We start from the raw sequence: 22,925 nt of genomic DNA, 5'->3' as shown, positions 1-22,925 counted from the left end.
TCCAGAGCCGGTGCACCATGAATCAACACGACGATATCTACCTGATCGACCTGTGGCACATCCTGCGCCGCGAATGGCGCTGGGCGCTGGCCGCGCTGGTGGTGGTGCTTGGCCTGACGTTCGCCTTCACCCGGTTGGCCAAACCGCAGTGGGAGGCCACCGCCTGGATCCAGGTCGGCGAAATCGGCCCTACACCGGCCGGGCGCGACCCCAAGGTCGAGCCGTTCCAACGCGTGATCGATCGTATGAAGACGCGGCTGTTTCAGGATGCGGTGCTGCGCAAGGCTGGCGTGTCGCTCAACAGCCGCGCTGCGCAGTTGTATCGCGGCAGTCTCAAGCCCGATCCGGACCCGTACGCGAATCTGATCGGCGTGACCATTCGTGCCGAATCGTCCGCGCAGGCACGCCGCCTTGCGATGGCCACCGTGACCGAGCTGCAGACGCTGCACGGCCAGACCAACGCGGTGGCGCTTGAGCTCGCACGCACGCGTCTACAAGGGTTGAATGAAGACCTGCGCGCGGCGCTCGTCAACCGGACGCAACTGCAACAGCAAGTGCAGGCCGGGCAGGGCGGTGCTGCGGCCACTCCGGCGCAGCTGGTTGCCGGTGTATTGCTGACCGACAGCAACACCACCATCCGCGCGTTGAAAGCCGAGCGCGACGATCTCATCGCCCGCCTTACCACCCGCTACACGTATCAGACCTCGTTGGCGTGGCCGCTGTATGTGCCCGATCGCCAGGCATTTCCGAATGCGATCACGGCCTGGGCGGCCGGTTTGCTCGCTGGCGCCGGGTTGGGTGTGCTGGCAGCGGTGTTACGCAATGCCTGGCGGCGTCGCAGGGTTGCCGTTGGGCATTCCGTCGCCTGAGGTAAACGGCAACGCGTTGCAGGTGGGACATCGATCACCAGGCTGCAACCAAAGCCGCTGCGCGTGGCACTCACGGGTCAATCAAGCGATACCGCGTTGGCGGTGTCGCGTCTGGAGCGTGTCGTGAGAACAACTGGTCTGGTGTGGGAGGCTGCGCATGTCGGTGGTCAATGAGCATGCGGCGCGTGGCGGCACGGTGGCTCCGGAGCGCTTGCTTGAGACGCAACGTGCGTTCGATAGCGTGGCCCCCGACTACGATGGCCCGCGCGGCAACAATGCGCTGATCCAGCGGATGCGCACCACGCTTTGGGACACGGTTGCGGCCGAGTTGCCGGTGGGGTCGCGGCTGGTGGATCTGGGCTGCGGCACCGGTCTGGATGCCGGCGAGTTCGCACGCCGCGGTTACAGCGTGCTGGCCACCGACTGGTCGCCGGCGATGGTCGAACGCACCCGCCATCGCGCTGCCACGCAAGGTCTTGAAGCACGGTTGACCGCCGCCCACGTCGGTATCCAGCAGCTCGATCAGCTGGACGGCACCTTCGATGGCATGTACTCCAACTTCGGCCCGCTCAATTGCGTTCCCGACCTGCCGGCAGTGGCTGCCGAGTGCGCACGTCTGCTGCGCGCCGATGGCTGCCTGGTGTTTTCGGTGATCGGGCGCATCTGCCCGTGGGAAATCGGCCATTACACGCTGCGCGGGCGCTTCAAGCGCGCAGCGGTGCGTGCCGCGCGCGGGGTCACCGCGGTAGGCATGAACGGCCACACCATCTGGACCTGGTACCACCTGCCGCGGGAGTTCTACCGCGCCTTCAACAAGCACTTCGTGCTGGACAGCTATCGCGCCTTGAGCCTGTTCCTGCCGCCGCCGTATCTGGTGGATTTTTGCGAACGGCATCCGCGTCTGTCTGAGCGCCTGGGCCAGTGCGACGACCGTTTGGGCGGGCTGCCGCTGCTGCGCGACATGGGCGACCACTTCCTGATCGTGATGCGCAAGCGCTGAGTGGAGACGCCGATGTCCATGGCCGATGTCTGTCTGCAGGGTGCACGCGCGATCACCCTGGCCGGTCCTTCGCGCGCTGCAGTGACGATGCGCGCGGGCCGCTTCGGCGGCACGCTCGGCACCGGCAGCCTGCGGCTGGATTTACAGGGCCACGTGCTGGCGCCGGGCTTGATCAACGCGCACGATCATCTGCAGGTCAATTGTGTGCCGCCACTGCCGCAAGGCGCACCGTTCGCCAACAGCTACGCATGGATCGAGGCGTTTCAGGCACATTTTCAGCATCCCGAGGTGGCAGCTGCGTTGCGCGTGCCCAAGGCGGTGCGCTTGCGCCACGGCGGTTTGAAGAATCTGCTGGCCGGTGTCACCTGCGTGGCGCAGCACGACCCTTGGCACGCGACCTTGGATGAGGCGAATTTCCCGGTCGGTCTGCTGCGCGAGTTCGGTTGGAGCTATGCGCTGGGCTGGACCGGCTATGGCCCGCCGGTGCAGGGCAGCTTTGCAGCCACTTCGCCCGAACATCCGTGGATGATCCACCTGGCCGAAGGCACCGACGCAGTGGCGGGTGCCGAACTCGACGAACTGGATCGGCTCGGCTGCCTGGCCTCCAATAGCGTGCTGATCCACGGCGTGGGCATGGGCGAATGCGATATCGACCGGGTGATCGCACGCGGCGCGGCGGTGGTGTGGTGTCCTTCGAGCAATCTCGCGCTGCTGGGCCGCACGCTCGATCCGTGGCGCTTGTGCATGGCCGGGCGGCTGGCATTGGGCAACGATTCGCGCATCAGCGGTGCGCGCGATCTTCTGGAAGAACTGCGCATCGCCGCCGACAGCGGGCTCGCACCGGATCTATTGCTCGGCATGGTCACCCAGCAATCTGCGCGCATCCTGCGCATGCAAGCGCGCGGGTGCATCGCCCCAGGCGCAGCCGCAGATCTGCTGATCGTGCGCGATCGCGGTGGCGATCCTGCCACCAGCGTCATCGGTTGCCAACGGAGTGAACTGCGCGCAGTGATACGCGATGGCGCCCCGCGCATCGCCGATCCGGATTTCGCCGACTGGTTCGAGGCGGCCGGTATCCAGACCGTACCGGTGTTGCTGGACGGTCGCCCCAAACTGCTCGATGCCAGGCTGGCCGACCCGGCAGTGCTGGCACTCGAACCCGGCCTGGAGTGCGTGCCGCACGCCGCGCACGCGCCATCCATCGCGATGGCAGCCAACGGTGCTGTGTCATGAGTGCTGTGCCGACACTTGAGCCGGCAGCGGCCTATGCGTTGTGGGCGCAGGCGTATCCGCCGCATGCGCATAACCCGGTGATGCTGGCCGAAGAACGCGCCATGCTCGCGCTGATGCCCGGCGCCCTGCAGGGCCAACATGTGCTGGATGCCGGCTGCGGCAGTGGTCGCTACATGCTGCATGCATTACAGCGTGGCGCGCTGCATGTCACCGGTGTGGATCTGTCGCCGCAAATGCTGCAACGCGCCGGCACCGAGCTCGCCCGCGACTGGCCAGCGGCACGCGTGAGTCTGCAACAAGGCAGTCTCGATAAATTGCCCTTGCCCGACGCACTTGCCGATCTCAGCGTCTGCGGTCTGGTGGTCGGGCATCTGCAGCAGCTGTGGCCTGCGCTGGAAGAACTGCATCGCGTCACCCGCGTGGGTGGGATCGTGCTGTGCAGCGATGTGCATCCGATTGGCCATGCACTGGGCTGGCGACGCGATTTCAAGGCCGACGGCCGGCAGTACGCAGTGCGACATACGCAACATCTCTACAGTCATTGGCATGCGGCATGCGCATCGCTGGGCCTGGCGATCGAAGCGGTGGCCGAACCGATGCTGGACCCGGCCGATATTCCGCCCGGTGCACGTTTCGACCAGGCGGCTCTGCAGGTGCCGGTTGCCTTGGTGATGCGTCTGCGGCGCATCGCGTGAGTGATGTGGTGTTCATTGCGATTCCCGATGGCAGCGCATGCACGGCCTGCAAGCGCTACGACCCGAGCCGCTTGCGTTGCGCGCAAGAGCGCGTCATTGGCGTTGCAGAATGTGCATGCCAGTCGATGTCTGCGCCATGACCCTGCATGTGGCGCAACTCAATCTGCTGCCAACGCCCGACGGCCTGAGCGTCGAACAGGTCTTCGCGCAATGGCCATCGCTGGCCGACATCGCCGAGGCGGTGGCCAGCGCGGGGGTGCGCGTGACGGTGATCCAGGCCTCGGCACTGAACACTCGACTCACACGCCAGGGCGTGGACTACCGCTTCGTCGAGCTGGCCGCTCGTGGTAGCAAGCAGCGTGCGCACATTCTCGCCGCGATGCTGCGCCAGATCGACGCAGACGTGATCCACGTGCACGGGCTGGAATTTGCCGGCGATGCGCGGCGGCTTGCGCGCCTGCTGCCGCAGAGTCCCATCCTGTTGCAGGACCATGCCAATCGCCCGCCACGCTGGTGGCGCCGGCTTGTATGGCGTGCGCGCTATGCGGCTGCTGCCGGTATTGCGTTTACCTCGCTGGAACTGGCGCAGCCGTTTCTGCGTGCGCGCTTGTTTCGATCCAGCACGCAGCTATTCGAGATTCCCGAATCGAGCAGCCGCTTCTTGCCGGGCGATCGCTTGCAGGCACGCGAGCACACGCGTCTGCATGGCGACCCGTGTGTGTTATGGGTCGGCCATCTGAGCGCAGCCAAGGATCCGCTGTGCGTGCTCGATGCCATCGCCATGGCCGCACGCGTGTTGCCCGGGCTGCGGCTATGGTGCGTATTCGACCAGGCGCCGTTGATGGAGCAGATACAGCAGCGCCTGCGCGACGATCCGCAGCTGGCGCGCTGTGTGCAGCTACTGGGCAAGGTGCCGCATGCACGCGTGGAAACCCTGTTGCGCGCCTGCGACCTGTTCGTCTCGGCCAGCCATGCGGAAAGTTGCGGTTATGCCGCAGTGGAAGCGTATGCCTGCGGCAGCTTGCCGCTATTGACCGATATCCCTGCTTTCCGCGCGCTCAGCGATGCCGGTGCGGTGGGCGAGTTGTATCCCGTGGGCGACGCCTCGGCCTTGGCGGAACTGCTATTGCGTGTCTCCCGGCAGCGATCCAATCGCACACAGATCCGTGCGCATTTCGATGCACGGCTGTCCTTTGCCGCCGTGGGGCAACGCTGGGCGAACGCCTACACCCAATTACTGACCACCGCGCCGGGACGCACAGCATGAAACTGGCCTTGGTGGTACCGGGCGGTGTGGACCGCAGCGGCGAAGTCCGTGTGATTCCGGTGTTCCTGACCCTGATCGAATGGCTGGCGCGCCATCATCAGGTGCATGTCTTCGTGCTGCATCAGGAGCCGATGCCGGGCACCTGGACATTGCGCGGCGCCACCGTGCACAACATCGGCGCGCAGCGTACCCGTCTACGCGCGATCGCCGCTATTCGTGACGAACATCGGCGCGCACCGTTCGACGTCATCCAGGCGATCTTTTCCGGCTACTGCAGTTTGATCGCCGTTGCGGCGGCAAAACTGCTGCGTCGCCCAAGCATGGTGCATATCGCCGGTGGCGAGCTGGTCGCACTGCATGCCATCGGCTACGGCGGCCGGCGGAAGTGGCGCGGGCGTCTGCGCGAAGCAGTGATCCTGCGCCTGGCCGACTGCGTCACTGCCGCCAGCGCGCCCATCGTCGATTCGCTGCAAGCACTCGGCATCCGCGCTCAGCGGGTGCCATTGGGCGTGGATCTGCGCGCCTGGCCAGCGGCCGCACCACGCGCGCGTACTGGCGCAATTGCACGTTTGCTGCACGTGGCCAGCCTCAACCCGGTCAAGGACCAGACCACGTTGTTGCGGGCGATGGCGGCGCTCAAACGCGCCGATGTCGCCTTTACCCTCGACATGGTCGGCGTCGATACCCTGGATGGCGCCATGCATCGCCTGGTGCAGCAGCTGGGCCTGAGCGAGCAGGTGCGTTTCTTGGGTTTCAAGACCCAGCGCGAGTTGCGCCCGATCATGCAATCAGCCGATCTGCTGGTGTTGTCGTCCTTGCACGAGGCCGGGCCGTTGGTGCTGCTGGAAGCTGCGGTGGCAGGTGTTCCCACAGTGGGGACGGCCGTCGGGCATCTGGTCGAGTGGGCACCGGTCTGCGCACTGGCAGTGCCGCCGGGTGATTGGGCCGCGCTGGCAGAAGCCGTCCGTCAGGTGGTGGCCGACGACGAACTGCGCTTGCGTCTGGCCTGGGCGGCGCAGTGCCGTGCGGTACGCGAAGACGCGGCATCGACCACGCGTCTGTTCGAAAAGCTCTACCGCCAACTATGCGAGAAGCGCCCGCTGCACTAGGTACCTGGGCACGGAGTAGGCAATAGACTGCGGGCTTGCGCAAACCACTTTCAGATCAGCCAACAAAACGCAAAGAGCGGTCGCCTGGCGGTGAGCGCATGGGTTTTGTTGGCTTTCTCTTGTTGGATGCAGTCAGAAGCCCAGCTCAAACGCTGAGTCGGTCGAGGGCGCGATGCCCTCACCGCTCGCGGGACACGCCGCAAGTACGTCCATGTAGGCTCGGTGGCGGCATCCATGCCGCCACACGGTCCCGCAATCGGTGAGGGCACCGCACCAGACAGTTTGCTGGTTGCTTGAAAACATGCACACCGACCATCTTGATTGGTCCTTGCCCGCCCACCATCGCGGGACCTTACGCGGCATGGATGCCGCGTAAGAGCCTACACGGACGTACTTGCGGCGTGTCCCGCGATGGTGGGCGGGCAAGGGCCCTGCAACCAGGCCGCAGATCAACCGCTCTGCAGCCAAGCCGCCCTGCAGCAAACCTACGTAAAGTGGTTTTGTCAGTCGCTCCTACCTTCAAACTGGCTGCAAATACCCATCCAATGCCGCACGCACCACATACAACATGTCGGTGCGCGGTACTGGTCGCGTAAGCCGCGTCATCAATCGGCGTGCCTGGGTCTGCCGTACCCATGGTTGCCCTTGAAGCCACAGCTGTGTCTGCAACATGTCCGCACGTTCCTTGCGGCTTTCGGCCGACGGCGCAACGCGGTTGTGTAGATACTGCCGCGCTTCGCTCAGCGACCGCGACCATTCGATGCCGGGCAGTGCCGGCAACCACAGGTTGGAGCACGAGGCCGTGGTTAAGGTCTGGCGGGCCGCACGCATACGCAACAACCGCGGGCAATCGGCCTGCAGGCGCGCCATCACCGCCGCCGGCACCACGCTGCGGTAGTAGCGTTGCAGCAGCAGCAGCGGCGGCAATGCCCACCACGGCGACACGCTCGTCTCTTCCCACAATTGGTCCCAATCGCGCTGCCCCATGCGCGTGGCCAGCAACGCAAGATCGTGCAGATGCATCAGCCGGATGCTGCGATGGCAGATGCCACCGGCCGCGTGCAGCAGCAGATGGCACATCAATGCGCCGACGGACGGATAGGGATTCAAGCCTGGCTGCGGGCGCTCCGGCAGGATGCGTGATGTGATGTCCACGCTGTGCACCGGCAAGCGTTCCTGGATGCGCGTATGCAGCTCGATATTGATCGGCGCATCGCGATGCTCGCCCAGTCCCGCGACCGCTTCGCCTTGGATCGGCTTGAAGACCTGATGCTTCCATTGTTCGAACGAGGCCACGTAACCGAGTCCGCACAACAGTGCTGCTGCAGCTGGTGCGTCTCCCGGCTCCACCAGTAGATCGATATCGGCCATCGGCCGATCGCCCGGCAGGTACACGCCAAGCCGATGCAGTGCGGTTCCCTTCAGACCGACCAGCGCGATGCCTGCAGCACGCGCCGCAGCATCGATGTGCGTCAGCAATAGGGCGATGCGCCGATGCCGATCTTCGACATGGCGGCGTTGCTCGCTCAGAAACGTCGTCCATTCGGCGTTCTGCCATAGCGAGCGACGCTGCAGCAGCGGTGATACGCCATGCGCTGCCGCCGCTGCGGCTGCCAGCTGCCATTGCAACCGATCCCACTGCGGCGCCACTTCCCCCGGCTGCGCCAATTCCTGCGCCAGCCGTTCGGTGGCCGTGCGCAGGCCGTGCTTGATGGTGCGAAGGGAAGGCTGCATGCGAAGGTGATCCGGTAAGGCGAGGTGATGTGCGAGAAGATCGAGAGGCGTTGCGCGCTAGCCGACCAGCACGGTTGCCAGCTGCCGCGGTTGACCTGCGGCAACGCTGACCAGCGGTTCGGTGCGATGCTGTTTTTCCGAGGCGATCAGTTCGGACCAGCGTGCTTCCAGGCGATCGGATGCCTGCGCAAACGCATCGGCACTCATCGTTGCGCACGCCTGTTGCAGATCCACTTGCGTATGCAGCAGATCGCGCACGCTGCGATAGAACTCCGAGCCGTAGGCGCCACGGAACATCATCGCCAGGTCGTCGCTGTCCTGCCAATGGGTCTTGCCGCCCAACTGGTTTTTCACTTCTTCGTAGAACTTGGTGCCGGGCAGGGGATAGGAGACGCTGACGCCGATGATGTCCGGGTTGGCCTGCGTCACCAGGGCGCGCGTGGCCAGGATGTCGTCGAGTTCCTCGCCCAGATACCCGAGTTGAATGAAGAAACCCACGCGAATGCCGCGCGCACCCAGGCGTTGGCGTGCGGCGATCACCTCGCCAACCGTGGTTCCCTTGGTCATCTTGTCGAGGATGCGCTGGCTGCCGCTTTCCGCACCCAGCCATGCCTCTGCGCAGCCGGCGCGCGCCAGTGCCGCGGCCATGCGCTCGCTGGCCAGATCGGCGCGGGTCTGGATGGTGAACGGAATCGCGCCATCGGCATCGGTCAAACGCTGCGCAAAGGTTTCCACCCAATCGATATGGAAGCCGAAGATGTCATCGGCCATCCAGATATGATCGGGTTGAAAACTGCGCTTGAGGTGGATCATTTCCGCAGCCACATCTTCGGCATCGCGGCGCTTGTAGTGGTTGCCCCAGATCGGCTTGGCGCACCAGTTGCAGCGGAACGGGCAACCACGCGAAGCGGCCATGTTCAAGCTGAAGTAGCCGTGCCGTTGCTGCCAGAAACGCTGGTAACGCGGCATGTCGACCAGGTCCCATGCCGGCAGGCCGCTCAGGCGTGCGTCCGGCGGTTGTGCGCCACGATGCACGTGTGCCTCAGCAGAGGGGCTGGTGGCGATACGTGCAACGCCCGCGAGCCAGGTACCCGTGTCGATGGTGGGATCTGCTTCGACGCGCGCCACCAGTTCCAGCAGCGGTGCGATGCCTTCGCCGATCAGTACCGCATGCGCGCCAGCGGCCAGAAACACATCCGGGTTGTCGGAGGCATCCGATCCGGCCACCAGCACGCGGCAACCGGCCGCACGCGCCTGCGCAATCATCTGGCAGGCAGCCTCGCGCATGCGGCTCAGGCACATCTTGGTGAGGAAGTTGAAGTTGTCCTCGTAGAACACCACCAGGTCCGGCTGCGCGGCGTGCAAGGCGCCGGTGTAGTCCTGCACATCCTCGGCCAGCATCGCGTCGAACAGGCTCAAGGTGTGGCCACGCTCGCGCAGCAACGCTGCGACCTGCAGTGTTGCCAACGGTGGATACGGCTTGCCGCGCTCCCATTGCTTTGGGTCGTAACGCAGAAAATACGAATGACTGACCTGGATCTTTAGCATCTGCACAAGGCTCTCGTTCTGTTGCCAGGTACGCGCAGCAATGGCGTGCGCAGACACCGGCATTCGGCTCGGCAGTAGGTGCGCACGCAGATGCGTTTGGTTGCGCCGCTGCGATGCACACTGTGCAAAGCGTTGTGCATCTTCATCGATGGCAGCGATGCAACCTTTCAGCAACGGATCGGCACCCACCGGCTGATTGATGCAATGGATGGAAGGCATGCCGCACTCGGCCGCGTTGGCGGAACTCCTGCCAGTGAGCGATACCGCACGCTTGGCGGCGCCCGGCAATGCGCTATCGCCTGCAGACCCGTTCGGCGAGCGCAGTGCGCGTCGCTTCGTCGTGCGCCGGCAGATTCTCGGCGCGCTGTTTCATTTCCAGAGCGACAGCGAGGCGTTGCTGGCGTTGGTGGATGCCGCCTATGCAGGCTTGCCCGCGCATCGCCTGCCGGCTGCGCCGGAATTCCATATCACGCTGGATCTGGTGCCGCGTGGCCAGGCGCCATCGAGCGCAGAACCGCCACCGGTGCGCACGCACGCAAGCGGTGGCTTGCTGTGCGGCGTCATGGATGCCTGCAATTACCTGATGCTGTCGGTGCCCGAGCGTCGCGCCATGCTGGTGGTCTCCGAGGACATGCTCACCCACGCCTATCACGTGCGTTATGAGCTGATCGAATTTGCGGTGTTCCTGCTCGCCGCGCGTGGCATGGCGTTGGTGCCGCTGCATGGTGCCTGCGTGGGCCGGCACGGACGCAGCGTGTTGCTGCTCGGCGCCAGCGGCGCGGGCAAGTCGACGCTGGCGCTGCACAGCTTGCTGCATGGGCTGGACTTCATTGCCGAAGACGGCGTGTTCGTTGCGCCGGAAAGTTTGCTGACCACCGGCGTTGCCAACTTCCTGCATCTGCGCTCGGACGCGCTTGGCTTGGTCGATGCAGACACTCGCGCGTGGATCAGCGCATCGCCGACCATCCGTCGCCGCAGTGGTGTGGAGAAGTTCGAGATCGATATCCGCCATGGCCGTGCACAGCTGGCGCGCACGCCCTTGCAGCTGTGCGCTGTGGTGATGCTGTCCGGCACACCTGCCAGCACGTCGGCGCAGCGTCTGCTGCCAACGCCGGCCGAGCAGATTGCCGAGTGTCTGGCGCGCGATCAACCTTACGCCGCCGGTCAACCGGGGTGGCAGCGCTTTGTCGAACAGGTGCAGCGCGTGGGCATGTTCACGCTGCGGCGCGGCGCGCATCCACAGGCATCGGTGGATGCACTGCTGCAGTTGCTGCGATGAGGGCGCAGATGCCGGTGCGTTGTGGTGTGATCCATACGCCTGCCAGCGTGCCGAAGCGCCTCTCGCACGACATGCATCACTGAGATGCAGACCTCCATCCCCCGCGATCGTAGGCGTGCCAGCTTGCGCACGTTCGTCGGCACGCTGGTGCCTGCAGACCTGCCAACCATTGCGCTCTATGTCGCCCTGTCGCTGGCGGCTGCATTGGCCGGCAGCATCGTGGCGGTCTGCTTGGTCCCCTTGGTGCAGCCTGGCCATGGCGTGCAGTTGGCCGGCTATCGGCTGGCGTTGCCTGATGGTCTGGCGATGCAGGCGGCGCTGTTTGCCGGCGTCAGCCTGGTATTTGCCGCACTGCGATGGCATAGCGCGCGGCTGGCCGCACGGCTGACCAGCCGCTACGCAATCGGGCTGCGCCGCCGCGTGCATGCCGCACTGATCGACGCACCGCTGCCAGCCTTGTCCGGTGCCAGTTCGGCAGAAATCGCCAACGTGCTCACCTACAACATCGAAATCGCCACACAAGGTTTCAGCGCGGTGCTGCAGCTATTGGTGGCCGGCATGACGGCGCTGGTGAGCATCTGCATTGCCGTGCTGATCGCACCCGCGTTAGTGATGGCGATGCCGTTGCTGCTCGCCCTGGCCTGGTTGGGCTTGCGCATCTCCAGCAGCGACAGGCAGGCACGCATCAGCCGCGACTACGTGGCCGATATGACGCAGTTGTTCTGGTTGAGCGAAGACTTCCCGCGTCGCCTGCGGCATGTGCGCTCGTTCCAGCGCGAAGATGTCGAAAGCCGCCATTACGAGCGCATTTCCACGCGGCTGGGGCAGGGCTATGCACAACAGCAGGAGCTGGTGGCGGGTAGCCGCTTGGTGCTCGAACTCACTGCCGTGGCCGCGATCGCCGGCATTCTGGTGCTGGCCAATCTCTGGCAGGGCGCCGACCGCGCCGCGCTGATCACCGTCAGCCTGCTGCTCGGGCGCTTGCTGCCGTATCTGGTCACCACGCGGCAAAGCGTGCAGCAACTGCGCTCGGCCTGGCCGGCGCTGCAGTTGTGGCGGCGCTATGTGGAACTCGGTACCACGCGTGCGCAGGCATCGGCCGAGACGGCAGTGCCATTGCCGGCAGCGCTGCATATCGAACACATCGGCCTGGCACCGCCGCTGCCCAGGCTCGATCTGGGTCCGATGATTCTGCTGCCGGGCGAAATGACCTTGGTCGTCGGGCCGTCCGGTATCGGCAAGAGCAGTCTGATGGATGTGCTTTCCGGGCAAACCCCGCCCGCACAGTTCACCGCGCATATGGCCGGACGCCGGCTGGATTTCGGCGCGTATCGCGCATTGGTTCGGCATAGCGCCTACATCGGCCAGGGCGTGCGGCCATGGCAGCGCAGCGTGCGCAATTGTCTGGACTGGGCGCTGCCCGGCACAGCGGATGCACGCATGTGGGAGGTGTTGGGCGATGTCGGCTTGAGCGCGCGCCTACAGCGCGACGGGCAAGGTCTGGACACGCCGATCAACGGCCCGGAGGGACGCCTGTCCGGTGGCGAATCGCAGCGCTTGTTGTTGGCGCAAGTGCTGTTGCGCAAACCGACCTTGGCGGTGCTGGACGAAGCCACCAGTGCGCTGGACGCGGATGCCGAACATCAGGTGTTATGCATGTTGCGGCAGCGTCTGCCGCAGACGGTATTGGTGGTGGTCTCGCACCGCACCAGCTTGGCGGCGGTGGCAGATCGCACGGTTGCGCTCGGCGTCGTGCTTGCTGCGCAGGCAGCTGCCAAAGTCGATGCAGTTGCGAGCTCGCGCGCGTAATCGCTGCGCAGTTCAATTGCGTCGGCACCGGGATTAACCGGCAATTTCTTCCAGCGCACGATTGCGCGTACGCGGCCCGAACAGCGCAATCACGCTCGCCACGATCGACATGCTGATGACGATAAACGCCAGCACGCCATGGCTGCCGACCTGGGCAAGCAGCCAACCGATCAGCACGCTGCTCACGGCGGTGGAAAGACGGCTGAAGGAATAACAGAACCCTACTGCACGCGCGCGCAATTCGGTGGGGAACAGCTCGGCCTGGTAGCCGTGATAAGCGAAGCTCATCCAGGCATTGCAGAACGCAATCATCGCCCCGCACACCACCATGCCGGTCGCCTGATGCTGCTGCGAAAACAGCACGCCAAACAGCACCGCGCCCAACGCCGATGCGGTGATCTGCCACTTGTTTTCCCAGCGCTGCGCAAACCGCAACAACAGCAGCGGTGCCAACGGGTAGGCCAGCGAGATCGCAAAGGAATAGCCCAGGCTCTTGGTCACGCCGGTGCCTTGCGCCGAGATCAGTGCCGGCAGCCAATTGCCGAAACCGAAGAAGCCGATCGCCTGAAAGATATGGAACACCACCAGCATGCCGATGCGCCCGCGATAGGGCGCTCGCCATAACAGCGATGCCTGCGTGTCGCTGTGTGCCAACGGCACCGCCACCTGCTGCGGCATGGCCAATGGCGCGCCCAGATCGCGTTCGCAGCGCGCCTCCAGTTGGATCAGCACCGCGTCCGCTTCGGCATGGCGTCCTTGCGCCGCCAACCAACGTGCCGATTCCGGCAAACGGCTGCGCAGCCACCAGATCGCCAGCGCAAACACGCCACTCAGCAATACCACCCAACGCCAGCCGCTCACCCCTAGCGGTGCATGCGGCACCAGCAGCCAGGCGGTCAGCGCCACTGCCGGCACCGCCAGAAACTGCACGAAGAACGCAAACGCAAATGCGGCGCTACGCATATGCCGCGGCACCAATTCGGACAGGTAGGTGTCGATAGTGACCAGCTCGATGCCTAACCCGATCCCCACCACAAAGCGCAGCACGATGACGCCGGTGGCAGTGCTTTGCAGGCCCATCGCCATAGTGGCAGCGGTGTACCAGATCAACGCGAACGTAAAGACCAGCCTGCGCCCAAAACGATCGGCAAACGGACTCAGCAATGCGGCGCCGACAAACAGCCCCAGAAAGGTCGCCGCCGCAAACGCGGCCTGGTCGGACATGCCGAACACACCATCCGCACCGCTGGCGAAAATGCCATCGCGGATCAGCCCGGGGCTGATGTACGCGGTCTGGAAAAGATCGTACAACTCGAAAAATCCGCCCAGCGCGAGCAAGCCGACCAGCCGCCACAGCGTGGCACTGGCCGGCAGCCGATCGATGCGCGCCGCGATCTGCGCAGCGCCGGAAGCAGGGTCAAGCGGAGCGGTCAAAGCCATTGTCATGCAGCGCGGTCAGTTCGGCATTCATCATAGCCAGCCATCTGACGGGTCAGTAGCTGTGCTTCGCGGCGCGCTCAACGCATTCGCGCACCAGCAGCCACAGGCATCTAAAAGCCCCTCTAAAAGCCCCTCTCCTGCGGGGCGAGAAGGCACGGCTTGCGCGCCACTGGCGTGCTTGTCTTGGAGCGCCCGCGCCGCAAGCACGGGCCGGGGCGCGGAGCGGGGGCGAGGCCCTAGCAATAGTTGAGCACACGAGGCTTCGCACGTACCCTCATCCGCCCCTGCGGGGCACCTTCTCCCCAGGGGAGAAGGGAGTAACGCCTCCATAAACCATCCCCGCTGTTCGACCACTGGAATGCTGTAATCCCCTCAGCGCCACCTGAGCGGGTAGCAATGCCGGCCGGCCAGCCCCATCTCTTGCACATCATTCATTCCCCGGAGTCATCCGATGACGCCCATTTCCGTGCTCGACCTGGCGCCGGTCTGCGAAGGCAGCGACACCACACACGCCTTCGCCAACATGCTCGATCTGGCCCAGCACGCCGAGCGCTGGGGCTATCAGCGTTATTGGTTGGCCGAGCACCACAACATGCCAGGCATCGCCAGCGCCGCCACTGCGGTGCTGATCGGTCATGTGGCTGGTGGCACCAAGACCATCCGCGTCGGCGCCGGCGGCATCATGCTGCCCAATCATGCGCCGCTGCAGGTGGCCGAACAGTTCGGCACGCTGGCGTCGTTGTATCCCAAGCGCATCGACCTGGGCCTGGGCCGCGCGCCCGGTACCGACCAGCCCACCGCGCGCGCCTTGCGCCGCTATTTCGACAGTGCCGATCACTTCCCGCAGGACGTGGCCGAGCTGCTGCGCTACTTCGCACCGGCGGTGCCGGGCCAACTGGTGCAGGCAGTGCCGGGCGCCGGGCTGGACGTACCGGTGTGGTTGCTGGGCTCCAGCCTGTTCAGTGCACGCCTGGCCGCAGCGATGGGCCTGTCGTTCGCGTTCGCCTCGCACTTCGCACCCGATGCGATGGACGAAGCCGTGGCGATCTACCGCCGCGAGTTCCGCCCGTCCGCACAGTTGGCCAAGCCGCACGTGATGCTGGCCTTGAACGTGGTGGCCGCCGAGACCGAGGCGCAGGCGCGCCGCCTGTTCACCACCCAGCAGCAGAGTTTCGTGAACCTGCGTCGCGGCAAGCCGGGCAAGATTCCCGCGCCGATCGACGATATCGACAGCTTCTGGCAGCCGCACGAACGTGCCGGTGTGGAGCGCGCGTTGGCCTGCACGGTGCTGGGCGATGCCGAGCAGATCGCGCAGGGCGTGGCCGAGTTCATCGACCGCCACACGCCGGACGAGCTGTTGTTCACCGCCAACATCTACGACCATGCCGCGCGTCTGCGCTCGTTCGAAATCGCCGCCATCGCCTGCCGCGAACTGGACGTGACCACTGCGTGATTCACGTCGCTTTGCGCGGCGATCCGCTCAGATGTGTGCACATCCATTGGGAAGACCAGCATGCACCTTCAGCAACGCAGCGAGAGCATCAAGCAGTTGGCGGAATTGATCCGCGGCGTGGACATTGCGATGTTCACCACCGTCTCGGCCGACGGCAAGTTGGTGAGCCGGCCGTTGGGCACGCAGGAAGTCGAGTTCGATGGCGACCTGTGGTTCGCCACCGCTGCAGATAGCCCGAAGGTGGCAGAGATTGCCGCCGATCCGCGCGTGAATGTGGCGTATGCCTCGGCGTCGAAGAACAGCTATGTGTCGGTCGCCGGTACCGCACGCGTGGTCAATGACCGCGCCAAGATCGATGAACTCTGGTCGCCGGCAATGAAGGTGTTTTTTCCGGGTGGCAAGGACGACCCCAATCTGCGTCTGATCCACGTGCGTGCCGAATCGGCCGAATATTGGGATGGCCCGAGCGGGCTGCTGGGCAAGGCGCTGTACTTCGTGATGACGGCAGTCACCGACGACACGGGCAGCCTGTCAGACAACCGTGTGGTCGATCTGAAGTAACGGCGACCGATCGGGTGTGCCGATCGTCTCGCGCATCAGCGCCAGGCGACCGGCCACCAATCGCGCACCAGATCCAGCAGCTGGTCGGAAGTGACCCCGAACACCGCCACCGACACCAGCGCCGCCGCCCAGCCCACCAGCAGCAAGGCGCCATCGCGCTCCAGCAGGGCCAGCGCGAACAACAGCAGGATCAGGCCGAAAATGTAGTTGGTAAACGGGATCGGCAGCGTCAGCAAGATGCCGACCAGTACCAGCAGCAAGCCGGTGAACACCTGCGCCGGAATACGATCCAGCATGCCGTGCAGACGCGGCTTGAGCAGCCGATCCAGGCGTTGCAACGTCGGTGCAAGCCGCGCAACGAAACGCTGGCTGGTACTGCGGCGCGGCCCACGATCGCCGATGAAACGCGGCACCCACGGCTTGCGCAGGCAGCACATCATCTGCACGCCGATCAGCACTGTCAGCGGGCCGCTGATGCCGCCGGCCACGCCGGGAATCGGAATAAAAGAGGGCAGGATCGCCAGAAACAGAAACACGCCAAACGCGCTCTGCTGCAGATCGGCCAGAATCTCGCGCACACGCAACACATGATTCGGGTCGCCCTCGCTGAAGGCCGCCAGCAGGCTGCGGATGCCTTCGTTGCGATACCGCATGTGTTCGCCGCCGGAATCATCGGATGGCGGCGCGCCGTTATCCGACGATGTCATCGCTGTCCTCATCGCCGATGCGGCTCAGCAACAGCTTGTCCACGCGCGCGCCATCCAGATCCACGATCTCGATACGCCACCCGGCCCAATCGAAGAACTCGCCCGCCTGCGGAATCCGCCCGAAGTAGTAGATGCACAAACCGGCGAGCGTGTGGTAATCGCCCTCGTCGGCTTCGGGCAATTCGGCGCCCAGCACTTCGCGCAGTTCTTCCACCGGCAGCGAGCCGTCGATCAGTAACGAACCGTCGGCGCGCGTGATCACCAGCGCGTCTTCGTCGGTGTTTTCCACCGCCTGCAGACGGCCGACCACTGCGCCCATCAGGTCGCTGATGGTCACCAGGCCGCGGATTTCGCCGTATTCGTCCACCACCAGCGCCATCGACTGCTGTTCTTCGCGGAAGATCTCCAGCAGCTTCATCGCATGCGTGGATTCGGACACGAACAAGGTGTCGCGCAGCGCCTGGAACAGATTCTCGCCGTGCCCGCCCATGCGCGTGACCAGCGATTTGACTTCCAGTACGCCGGCAATGTCCTGGTCGCTGCCGCGATACACCGGGTAACGCGAGAACTCGTGCTCGCGCATCATCTGCAGGTTGCGTTCCGGCTCGGCATTGGCATCCAGCCAGGCGATGCGGTTACGCGGCGTCATCAGGCTGTCGGCGGTGCGGTCGCCCAGCCGCATCACGCGATTCATCATGTCGCGCTCGTGCGCGTCGATCACGCCGGCTTCGTGGCTTTCGGCCACCAGCATGCGGATCTCTTCTTCGGTCACCGAGGCCGATTCGTCCTTGCCCATGCCCAGCATGCGCAGCACCAACCGGGTCGAGCGCGCCAGCACCCACACGCCGGGTGCGGCGATTTTTGCCAGCCACGCCATCGGCACCGCGACCACGCCGGCAATGTCTTCTGAATTGCGCAGCGCCAGCCGTTTGGGGACCAGTTCGCCGAAGATCAGCGTCAGGAAGGTGATCAAGGCTACCGCCAGCGTGCTGCCGATTACCGCCGAATACGGTTTGGGCTCGCCAACCAGCGAGAAAGTGGCCGACAGCGCGGGGAAGGCCAACTGCAGCCGCTCGCCGATCGCCTCGCCGATGGCTTCGCCGCCGAACAGGCCGGTCAGGATGCCGATCGAGGTGATGCCGATCTGCACCGTGGACAGAAAGTTTTCCGGGCTTTCGGCCAATGCCAGGGCCCGCGCGGCGCGCTTGCTGGAGCCGGCCATCTGCTTCAGGCGGCTCTTGCGCGAGGTCATCAGCGACATCTCCGACATGGCGAAGAAGCCGTTCAACAAAATCAGCGCGATAACGATCAGAAACTCAACCACGGGCGTCTTCCCCGGTCAGTGAAGGGGAGGGCGGGCGAGCAATAGGTTGGCCGGCGCGCACGAGGGCGGGGCGGCAACGGGAGGGTAGGGGGTCGTCTTCCATAGGGTGCACCCGAAGGCGCGCGAGCATGTTAGCAAACCGCAGGGTGGTTCGAACCGGGAAATGCGCATGTGAAGGCCGCCCCAGGCACCGAGATATCCAGACACGTCATGGAACGGTCATAATTCGCCCTCGGCGTCCGTCTCTCCCTCGACGGCAGGAAGTTCTTCACCCATGTTCTCGTTGCAGACCATCTTCGGTTCCGGCAAGCAGTTCTATGCGCTTCTGAACGAAGCGGCGCAGGCCGCCTACGACAGCACCAAGGCCTTGCACGCCATGATGCGCACGTCCGACCGCCAACCCGCGCTGGACGCCTTCAAGCTGGCCCGCCTGCGCGAACGCGCCGCCTCGGACAAAATCGGCCAGGCGCTGGTGGACAGCTTCATGACCCCGATCGAGCGCGAGGACATCGAAGCGCTGGGTTCGGCGCTGTACAAGATCCCCAAGCAGGTCGAGAAATTCGCCGACCGCTATTCGCTGGCCACCAAGCATCTGGAGCACATCGACTTCGCGCCGCGCGCGGCGATGCTGGAACAGGCTGCGGCCGTCGTGGTGGAGATGGTGACCGACCTGCCGCAGATGAACATCGATCGCATGACCGCGCTCAACGACAAGCTGCGCATGCTGGAAAACGAAGCCGACCGGCTGATGCTCGAGCTGTATCGCGACATCTATTCCGGCCGCCTGGACACGCTGCAGATGTTCCTGCTCAAGGAATTCTTCGAGATTCTGGAAAAGGCCATCGACCGTTGCCGCGAGGCAGGGGTGGTGGTGTACCAGATCGTGCTGAAGAACAGCTGAGGTCGCCGCGTGCTTACCCTAGTTCTGGTGGTGATCCTGGCGGCGTTGGTATTCGAATTCATCAACGGCTTCCACGACACCGCCAACTCCATCGCTACCGTGGTCGCCACCAAGGTGTTGTCGCCGGGTTGGGCGGTCATGCTGGCCGCCGGCATGAACCTCATCGGCGCGCTCACCGGCACCGCCGTGGCGCTGACGATCGCCTCCGGCCTGCTCAACACCAACGTGGTCGAGGTCACCCCGCAGGTGATTCTGTGCGCGCTGCTGGGCGGCATCATCTGGAACCTGATCACCTGGTGGAAGGGCCTGCCGTCGTCGTCTTCGCACGCCTTGATCGGTGGCCTGTGCGGCGCCGGCCTGGCTGCGGCGCACAACAACTGGGACGCGCTGATCTGGTCGGAGAACATCGGCAACTGGGCCAAGAACAAGGGCCTGTTGTGGAAGGTGTTCGTGCCGATGATCACCTCGCCGATCGCCGGCTTCCTGCTCGGCATCGTGGTGATGCTGCTGCTGTGGGCGATCATCGCCGGCATGGCCAAGCTCGGCGGGCCGATCGGCCGGCTGGCGCGTCCGCGCTGGGTCAACGCCTTCTTCGGCAAGGCGCAGATCGCCTCGGCCGCCTACATGGGGTATGCGCACGGCCACAACGATGCGCAAAAGACCATGGGCATCATCGCCATGACCCTGATCGGCGCGCAGTCGGCCGGTGCACTGGACGATCTGCCGAGCTGGTTGAGCTTCCTGCATCCGGGTACCGGCATTGGAGCCGGCGACGGCATCCCGATGTGGATCGTGCTGACCTGCGCGGTGGTGATGGCCGCCGGTACCGCCTCGGGCGGCTGGAAGATCATCAAGACGCTCGGCCACAAGATGGTCAAGCTGCACCCCATCCACGGCTTTGCCGCAGAAACCAGCTCGGCCACCGTGCTCACCGTGGCCGCGCATTTCGGCATGCCGGTATCGACCACGCACAGCATTTCCACTGCGATCATGGGCGTGGGTTTTGCCAAGAATCCACGCTCGCTGCGGCTGGGCGTGATCGAGCGCATCGTCTGGGCCTGGATTTTGACCATCCCGGCCGCCGGCGGCGTGGCGTATCTGATCCTGCGTTGCTTTGAATGGTTTGGCTGGACCTGAGCGCTGTCGTAGCCTGGTCACCTCGGTCGGCGACGATACGGCGCTGATTGCGGGTGGTCCTGTTGCAGGTCATCCCGTTCGACACTGATGTTCTAACGCGTTCTGCCTGAGGAAAACGCGCCGATGATGCTTGCGCTGGTGTGCGTGTTGTTCCTGCTGTCCTGGCTGATCGGCCGCCGGCGCTGGCGGCGCAGCGCCCGCGCGCTGGCGGCGGCCACGTTGGCGTTGCTGCTGCTGGTCGGTTGCGGTCCCTTGTCGAGCTGGATGCTGCACGGCTTGCAGCAGACCGGCGTCAACGATTTCAACGACTGGCGCGCGCGCAACATGATCGTGTTGCTGGGCGCGGGCACGGTGCGGCCCGATGGCCCGGATGCCACCGCCGAAGCGAACATGTTTGCTTACGGCCGCATCGTCGAGTCGGCGCGGCTGTATCGGCAATGCCGCGCGCATGGCGGCGACTGCAAGATCGAGATCAGCGGCGGCGACGCGCGCGGGCTGGGCCTGTCCGAAGCGGTGGTGTATCGAAAGGTGCTGATCGGGATAGGCATTGATCAGGCCGATCTGATCATGGAGCCGTCCAGCATGAATACCTGGCAGAACGCGCAGTTCAGCCAGCCGTTGCTGCGCAAGTACCGTGCCGATCGGGTGGTGCTGGTGTCGTCGGCCACGCATCTGCGCCGCGCCGAACTCTACTTCCGTCACTTCGGCATCGAGGCCACGCCGGTGCGCTCGGACTGGTTGACCGCCTCCTGGGCCTGGTTGCCGCAGAGCTACAACTTCACCGTGGCCGATGTCGCCTTGCACGAGTATCTGGGCATTGCGCGCTATCGGGTCTACGAGTGGTTGGGCTGGAATGTGAAGGCTACGCTGCCTGGGGAGTTGTGAGCCGGGATTGGGAATTCGGGATTCGAGATTCGAGATTCGAGATTCGTAAAAGCCGGCGTGCGTCCTGGTGTGCGCGGCTGATTTATTTTCAACGTTGCCTGGTGCCGTGGAGATCTCGACGGGAGCAACGCATGCGCGGCGGCCGGGAAAAGTAACGGCTTGGCACGGTGGCTTTGCGACTGCTGCGCATTCGCTTGCTGCAACCGGCCTGCAGCATCGCCAGCCGCGTGTGCGGCTGGCGATGCTTGCGCTCAGCGTGTTTCGTACATCGCCTTGACGTCGTTGCGGAATGCGGTCTGGCTGTCGGCGCGGTTGTAGAACATGTGGCCGCCCGGATACTCGCGCACCTGCACACGTTTCGGGTCGTTGCCCATCGCCGGCATCTGATCCACCGTCAGCACCGAGCCCATGAACGGGCAGGAGAGATCGTTCCAGCCGTGCGCGATCAATACGCGCAGTTTCGGGTCGATCGCCACCGACTGACGCAGTTGCGTCACCGCGCCCTTGCGCAGTTCGTCGTTCCAGTCCCACAGCTTGTTGACGTCGTAATTGAGCGCCTGATAACGCGCGTCGACCTTCCAGCCGACCACGCGGGTGACGAAGTCCACCATCGCGGTGGTGGTCGGCGCGATGATGCTGTCCAGCAACGGGTCGTTGGCGCGTTGCTCCGGATCGTTCGGGAACGGGTCGAATGCAGTCACGTTGGAGTCGTAACGGCTGCCCAGTTCGCCCTTGTCGCGAAACACCTCGCGCAGATACGCCTGCGTTTCCAGGCGTCCGCCGGAGCGCCGCACATAGGCCGGATCCAGCCCGGTCATGCGCGTGACCTGCTGCAGCATCGCCTCGCTGGCCTGCGGGTCGGTGCGTCCTTTCATCAGCGCCACCGCGTAGTCGCCGCGGGTGTAATCGATCACCTCGCGCATGGCGCTGTCGCTGAGCTTGCCCTGGCGCTCCAGGTGCGCGGCGGCGATCGAGGGCAGCGTCATCATCCATGCCAGTGGCGACACATCGCTGTTGTCGTCCAGGGTCGGGTTGAGATACGGCGACACCAGCACCACACCGTTCATCGCCACGCCCAGCCGGGTCTGCAGGTAATGGGTGATGCGCGGGCCACGGAAGCCGCCATAGCTTTCGCCGACCAGATATTTGCGCGCCTGCAGACGACGGTTCTTGAGCAGCCAGTCGTAGACCACGCGCGAGAGGTATTCCACGTCGGCCTGCGGGTTGTAGAACTGCTTCTTGGCATCGTCGTCGCCGATCAGGGAGCGGCTGAAGCCGGTGCCGACCGGGTCGATGAACACCAGATCGGTGAAGTCCAGCCAGGTGCCGGGGTTGTCGCGCAATGCTGCCGGTGCCGAGGCGCTATCGCCTTCGGCGCCGAAACCCACTACCTTCGGCCCTATCGCGCCCATGTTCAGATACACCGACGACGCGCCGGGCCCGCCGTTCAATGCGAACGTGACTGGCCGGTCCTTGCCATCCACGGTGTAGGCAGTGAATACCACCTCGCCGGTGGTCTTGCCTTGCGCGTCGCGTACCGGCAGCGTGCCGACGGTGGCGGTGTAACTCAGCGTCCGGCCGGCCACGCGCGTGCTCTGACGCACGCTGGCATCGGCCGGCAACGGCGCAGGCTTGGATGCCGCTGCGTCGGGTTTTGCATCGCTTTTGGCGTCGCTTTTACTATCGTTTTTATCTGGCGCAGCGGCCAGCGCCGTCCCGCTGAGCAGGACACAGGCCAGCAGGCTGGCACGGAGAAAAGAGGGCATGGCGATCGAGGTTCGAACAGGGGAGCGACGATGCTAGGCCCCGGCAGCGCTCGGTGGATGTGCACAAAGGCATGTGTGTCGCGTTGACCGATGTGGCTTGCCTGGCCTGCAGCAGTATGTGCCGAAGCAGGCAGCCGTCTGACCCAAGGGGTGAGGTTTTCGCAGTCCGCTGAAATAAGCATCCACGTCAAAGAAAATCGATAGCACA

The 22,925-nt window shown here is 64.7% G+C and carries 19 protein-coding genes; 13 read left to right on the top strand and 6 right to left on the bottom strand.

Annotation, left to right across the window (positions count from 1 at the left end; translation table 11 throughout):
- Window positions 1–17: 17 nt before the first annotated feature.
- From AC1KVG_RS17625 to AC1KVG_RS17600, 6 genes are all read left to right on the top strand, one after another.
- Window positions 18–869 (top strand): Wzz/FepE/Etk N-terminal domain-containing protein, encoded by an 852-nt coding sequence (locus AC1KVG_RS17625; RefSeq protein ID WP_481095241.1) that lies wholly within the window; start codon window positions 18–20, stop codon window positions 867–869.
- A 157-nt stretch (window positions 870–1,026) separates the two neighbouring features.
- Window positions 1,027–1,869 (top strand): class I SAM-dependent methyltransferase, encoded by an 843-nt coding sequence (locus AC1KVG_RS17620; RefSeq protein ID WP_481095240.1) that lies wholly within the window; start codon window positions 1,027–1,029, stop codon window positions 1,867–1,869.
- Between the two features lie 12 nt (window positions 1,870–1,881).
- On the top strand, window positions 1,882–3,102 hold the full coding sequence (locus tag AC1KVG_RS17615) for an amidohydrolase family protein (RefSeq protein WP_481095239.1): 1,221 nt from the start codon (window positions 1,882–1,884) through the stop codon (window positions 3,100–3,102).
- Complete coding sequence (locus AC1KVG_RS17610; protein WP_481095238.1) at window positions 3,099–3,797, top strand: class I SAM-dependent methyltransferase; 699 nt, start codon at window positions 3,099–3,101, stop codon at window positions 3,795–3,797. Before AC1KVG_RS17615 ends, AC1KVG_RS17610 begins: the two co-directional genes overlap by 4 nt.
- Before the next feature lie 136 nt (window positions 3,798–3,933).
- On the top strand, window positions 3,934–5,064 hold the full coding sequence (locus AC1KVG_RS17605; RefSeq protein ID WP_481095256.1) for a glycosyltransferase family 4 protein: 1,131 nt from the start codon (window positions 3,934–3,936) through the stop codon (window positions 5,062–5,064).
- Entirely contained in the window at window positions 5,061–6,173 is a 1,113-nt protein-coding gene (locus tag AC1KVG_RS17600; RefSeq protein ID WP_481095237.1) for a glycosyltransferase family 4 protein, read from the top strand. Before AC1KVG_RS17605 ends, AC1KVG_RS17600 begins: the two co-directional genes overlap by 4 nt.
- A 519-nt stretch (window positions 6,174–6,692) precedes the next feature.
- Here the strand turns inward: AC1KVG_RS17600 and AC1KVG_RS17595 are convergent.
- Both AC1KVG_RS17595 and AC1KVG_RS17590 read right to left on the bottom strand, forming a co-directional pair.
- A complete protein-coding gene (locus AC1KVG_RS17595) occupies window positions 6,693–7,907 on the bottom strand; it encodes a nucleotidyltransferase family protein (protein WP_481095236.1) in 1,215 nt (404 codons plus the stop codon).
- Window positions 7,908–7,964: 57 nt separating this feature from the next.
- The gene (locus tag AC1KVG_RS17590; RefSeq protein WP_481095255.1) at window positions 7,965–9,518 is read right to left on the bottom strand and encodes a B12-binding domain-containing radical SAM protein; all 1,554 of its coding nucleotides are present in this window, start codon (window positions 9,516–9,518) and stop codon (window positions 7,965–7,967) included.
- Between the two features lie 154 nt (window positions 9,519–9,672).
- Between AC1KVG_RS17590 and AC1KVG_RS17585 the strand changes: the two genes are divergently transcribed.
- Both AC1KVG_RS17585 and AC1KVG_RS17580 read left to right on the top strand, forming a co-directional pair.
- Entirely contained in the window at window positions 9,673–10,734 is a 1,062-nt protein-coding gene (locus AC1KVG_RS17585; protein WP_481095235.1) for a phosphoenolpyruvate carboxykinase (ATP), read from the top strand.
- 84 nt (window positions 10,735–10,818) lie between these two features.
- Window positions 10,819–12,543 carry an ATP-binding cassette domain-containing protein gene (locus AC1KVG_RS17580; protein WP_481095234.1) on the top strand — a complete coding sequence of 575 codons (1,725 nt, stop codon included), beginning with the start codon at window positions 10,819–10,821 and terminating at the stop codon, window positions 12,541–12,543.
- 33 nt (window positions 12,544–12,576) lie between these two features.
- On the opposite strand, the gene AC1KVG_RS17575 is transcribed toward AC1KVG_RS17580, so the two are convergent.
- Window positions 12,577–13,989, bottom strand: coding sequence for an MFS transporter (locus AC1KVG_RS17575; protein ID WP_481095233.1), 1,413 nt, complete (start codon window positions 13,987–13,989; stop codon window positions 12,577–12,579).
- A gap of 445 nt (window positions 13,990–14,434) precedes the next feature.
- Here AC1KVG_RS17575 and AC1KVG_RS17570 point away from each other — a divergent pair, with 445 nt between their 5' ends.
- Together AC1KVG_RS17570 and AC1KVG_RS17565 are read left to right on the top strand one after the other, a co-directional pair.
- On the top strand, window positions 14,435–15,436 hold the full coding sequence (locus AC1KVG_RS17570; protein ID WP_481095232.1) for an LLM class flavin-dependent oxidoreductase: 1,002 nt from the start codon (window positions 14,435–14,437) through the stop codon (window positions 15,434–15,436).
- Between the two features lie 60 nt (window positions 15,437–15,496).
- Window positions 15,497–15,997 (top strand): pyridoxamine 5'-phosphate oxidase family protein, encoded by a 501-nt coding sequence (locus AC1KVG_RS17565; protein ID WP_006452786.1) that lies wholly within the window; start codon window positions 15,497–15,499, stop codon window positions 15,995–15,997.
- A 35-nt stretch (window positions 15,998–16,032) separates the two neighbouring features.
- Here the strand turns inward: AC1KVG_RS17565 and AC1KVG_RS17560 are convergent, their stop codons facing one another.
- Both AC1KVG_RS17560 and AC1KVG_RS17555 read right to left on the bottom strand, forming a co-directional pair.
- Window positions 16,033–16,704 carry an exopolysaccharide biosynthesis protein gene (locus tag AC1KVG_RS17560; protein ID WP_023903729.1) on the bottom strand — a complete coding sequence of 224 codons (672 nt, stop codon included), beginning with the start codon at window positions 16,702–16,704 and terminating at the stop codon, window positions 16,033–16,035.
- Complete coding sequence (locus AC1KVG_RS17555) at window positions 16,688–18,028, bottom strand: hemolysin family protein (RefSeq protein WP_006452784.1); 1,341 nt, start codon at window positions 18,026–18,028, stop codon at window positions 16,688–16,690. Before AC1KVG_RS17555 ends, AC1KVG_RS17560 begins: the two co-directional genes overlap by 17 nt.
- Before the next feature lie 274 nt (window positions 18,029–18,302).
- On the opposite strand from AC1KVG_RS17555, the gene AC1KVG_RS17550 reads away from it, so the two are divergent.
- The 3 genes from AC1KVG_RS17550 (at window position 18,303) to AC1KVG_RS17540 (ending at window position 20,951) form a co-directional block, all read left to right on the top strand.
- A complete protein-coding gene (locus AC1KVG_RS17550) occupies window positions 18,303–18,929 on the top strand; it encodes a DUF47 domain-containing protein (RefSeq protein WP_006452783.1) in 627 nt (208 codons plus the stop codon).
- Between the two features lie 9 nt (window positions 18,930–18,938).
- The gene (locus AC1KVG_RS17545; protein WP_104549334.1) at window positions 18,939–20,066 is read left to right on the top strand and encodes an inorganic phosphate transporter; all 1,128 of its coding nucleotides are present in this window, start codon (window positions 18,939–18,941) and stop codon (window positions 20,064–20,066) included.
- A gap of 123 nt (window positions 20,067–20,189) precedes the next feature.
- Window positions 20,190–20,951, top strand: a complete 762-nt coding sequence (locus AC1KVG_RS17540; protein ID WP_006452780.1) for a YdcF family protein — start codon at window positions 20,190–20,192, stop codon at window positions 20,949–20,951.
- A gap of 251 nt (window positions 20,952–21,202) precedes the next feature.
- Here the strand turns inward: AC1KVG_RS17540 and AC1KVG_RS17535 are convergent, their stop codons facing one another.
- Window positions 21,203–22,717, bottom strand: a complete 1,515-nt coding sequence (locus AC1KVG_RS17535) for a S10 family peptidase (protein ID WP_481095231.1) — start codon at window positions 22,715–22,717, stop codon at window positions 21,203–21,205.
- Window positions 22,718–22,925: the final 208 nt, after the last annotated feature.

The sequence above is a fragment of the Xanthomonas sp. NCPPB 3959 genome (genome assembly GCF_056675575.1).
This window is presented reverse-complemented; position numbering and strand designations above follow the sequence as displayed.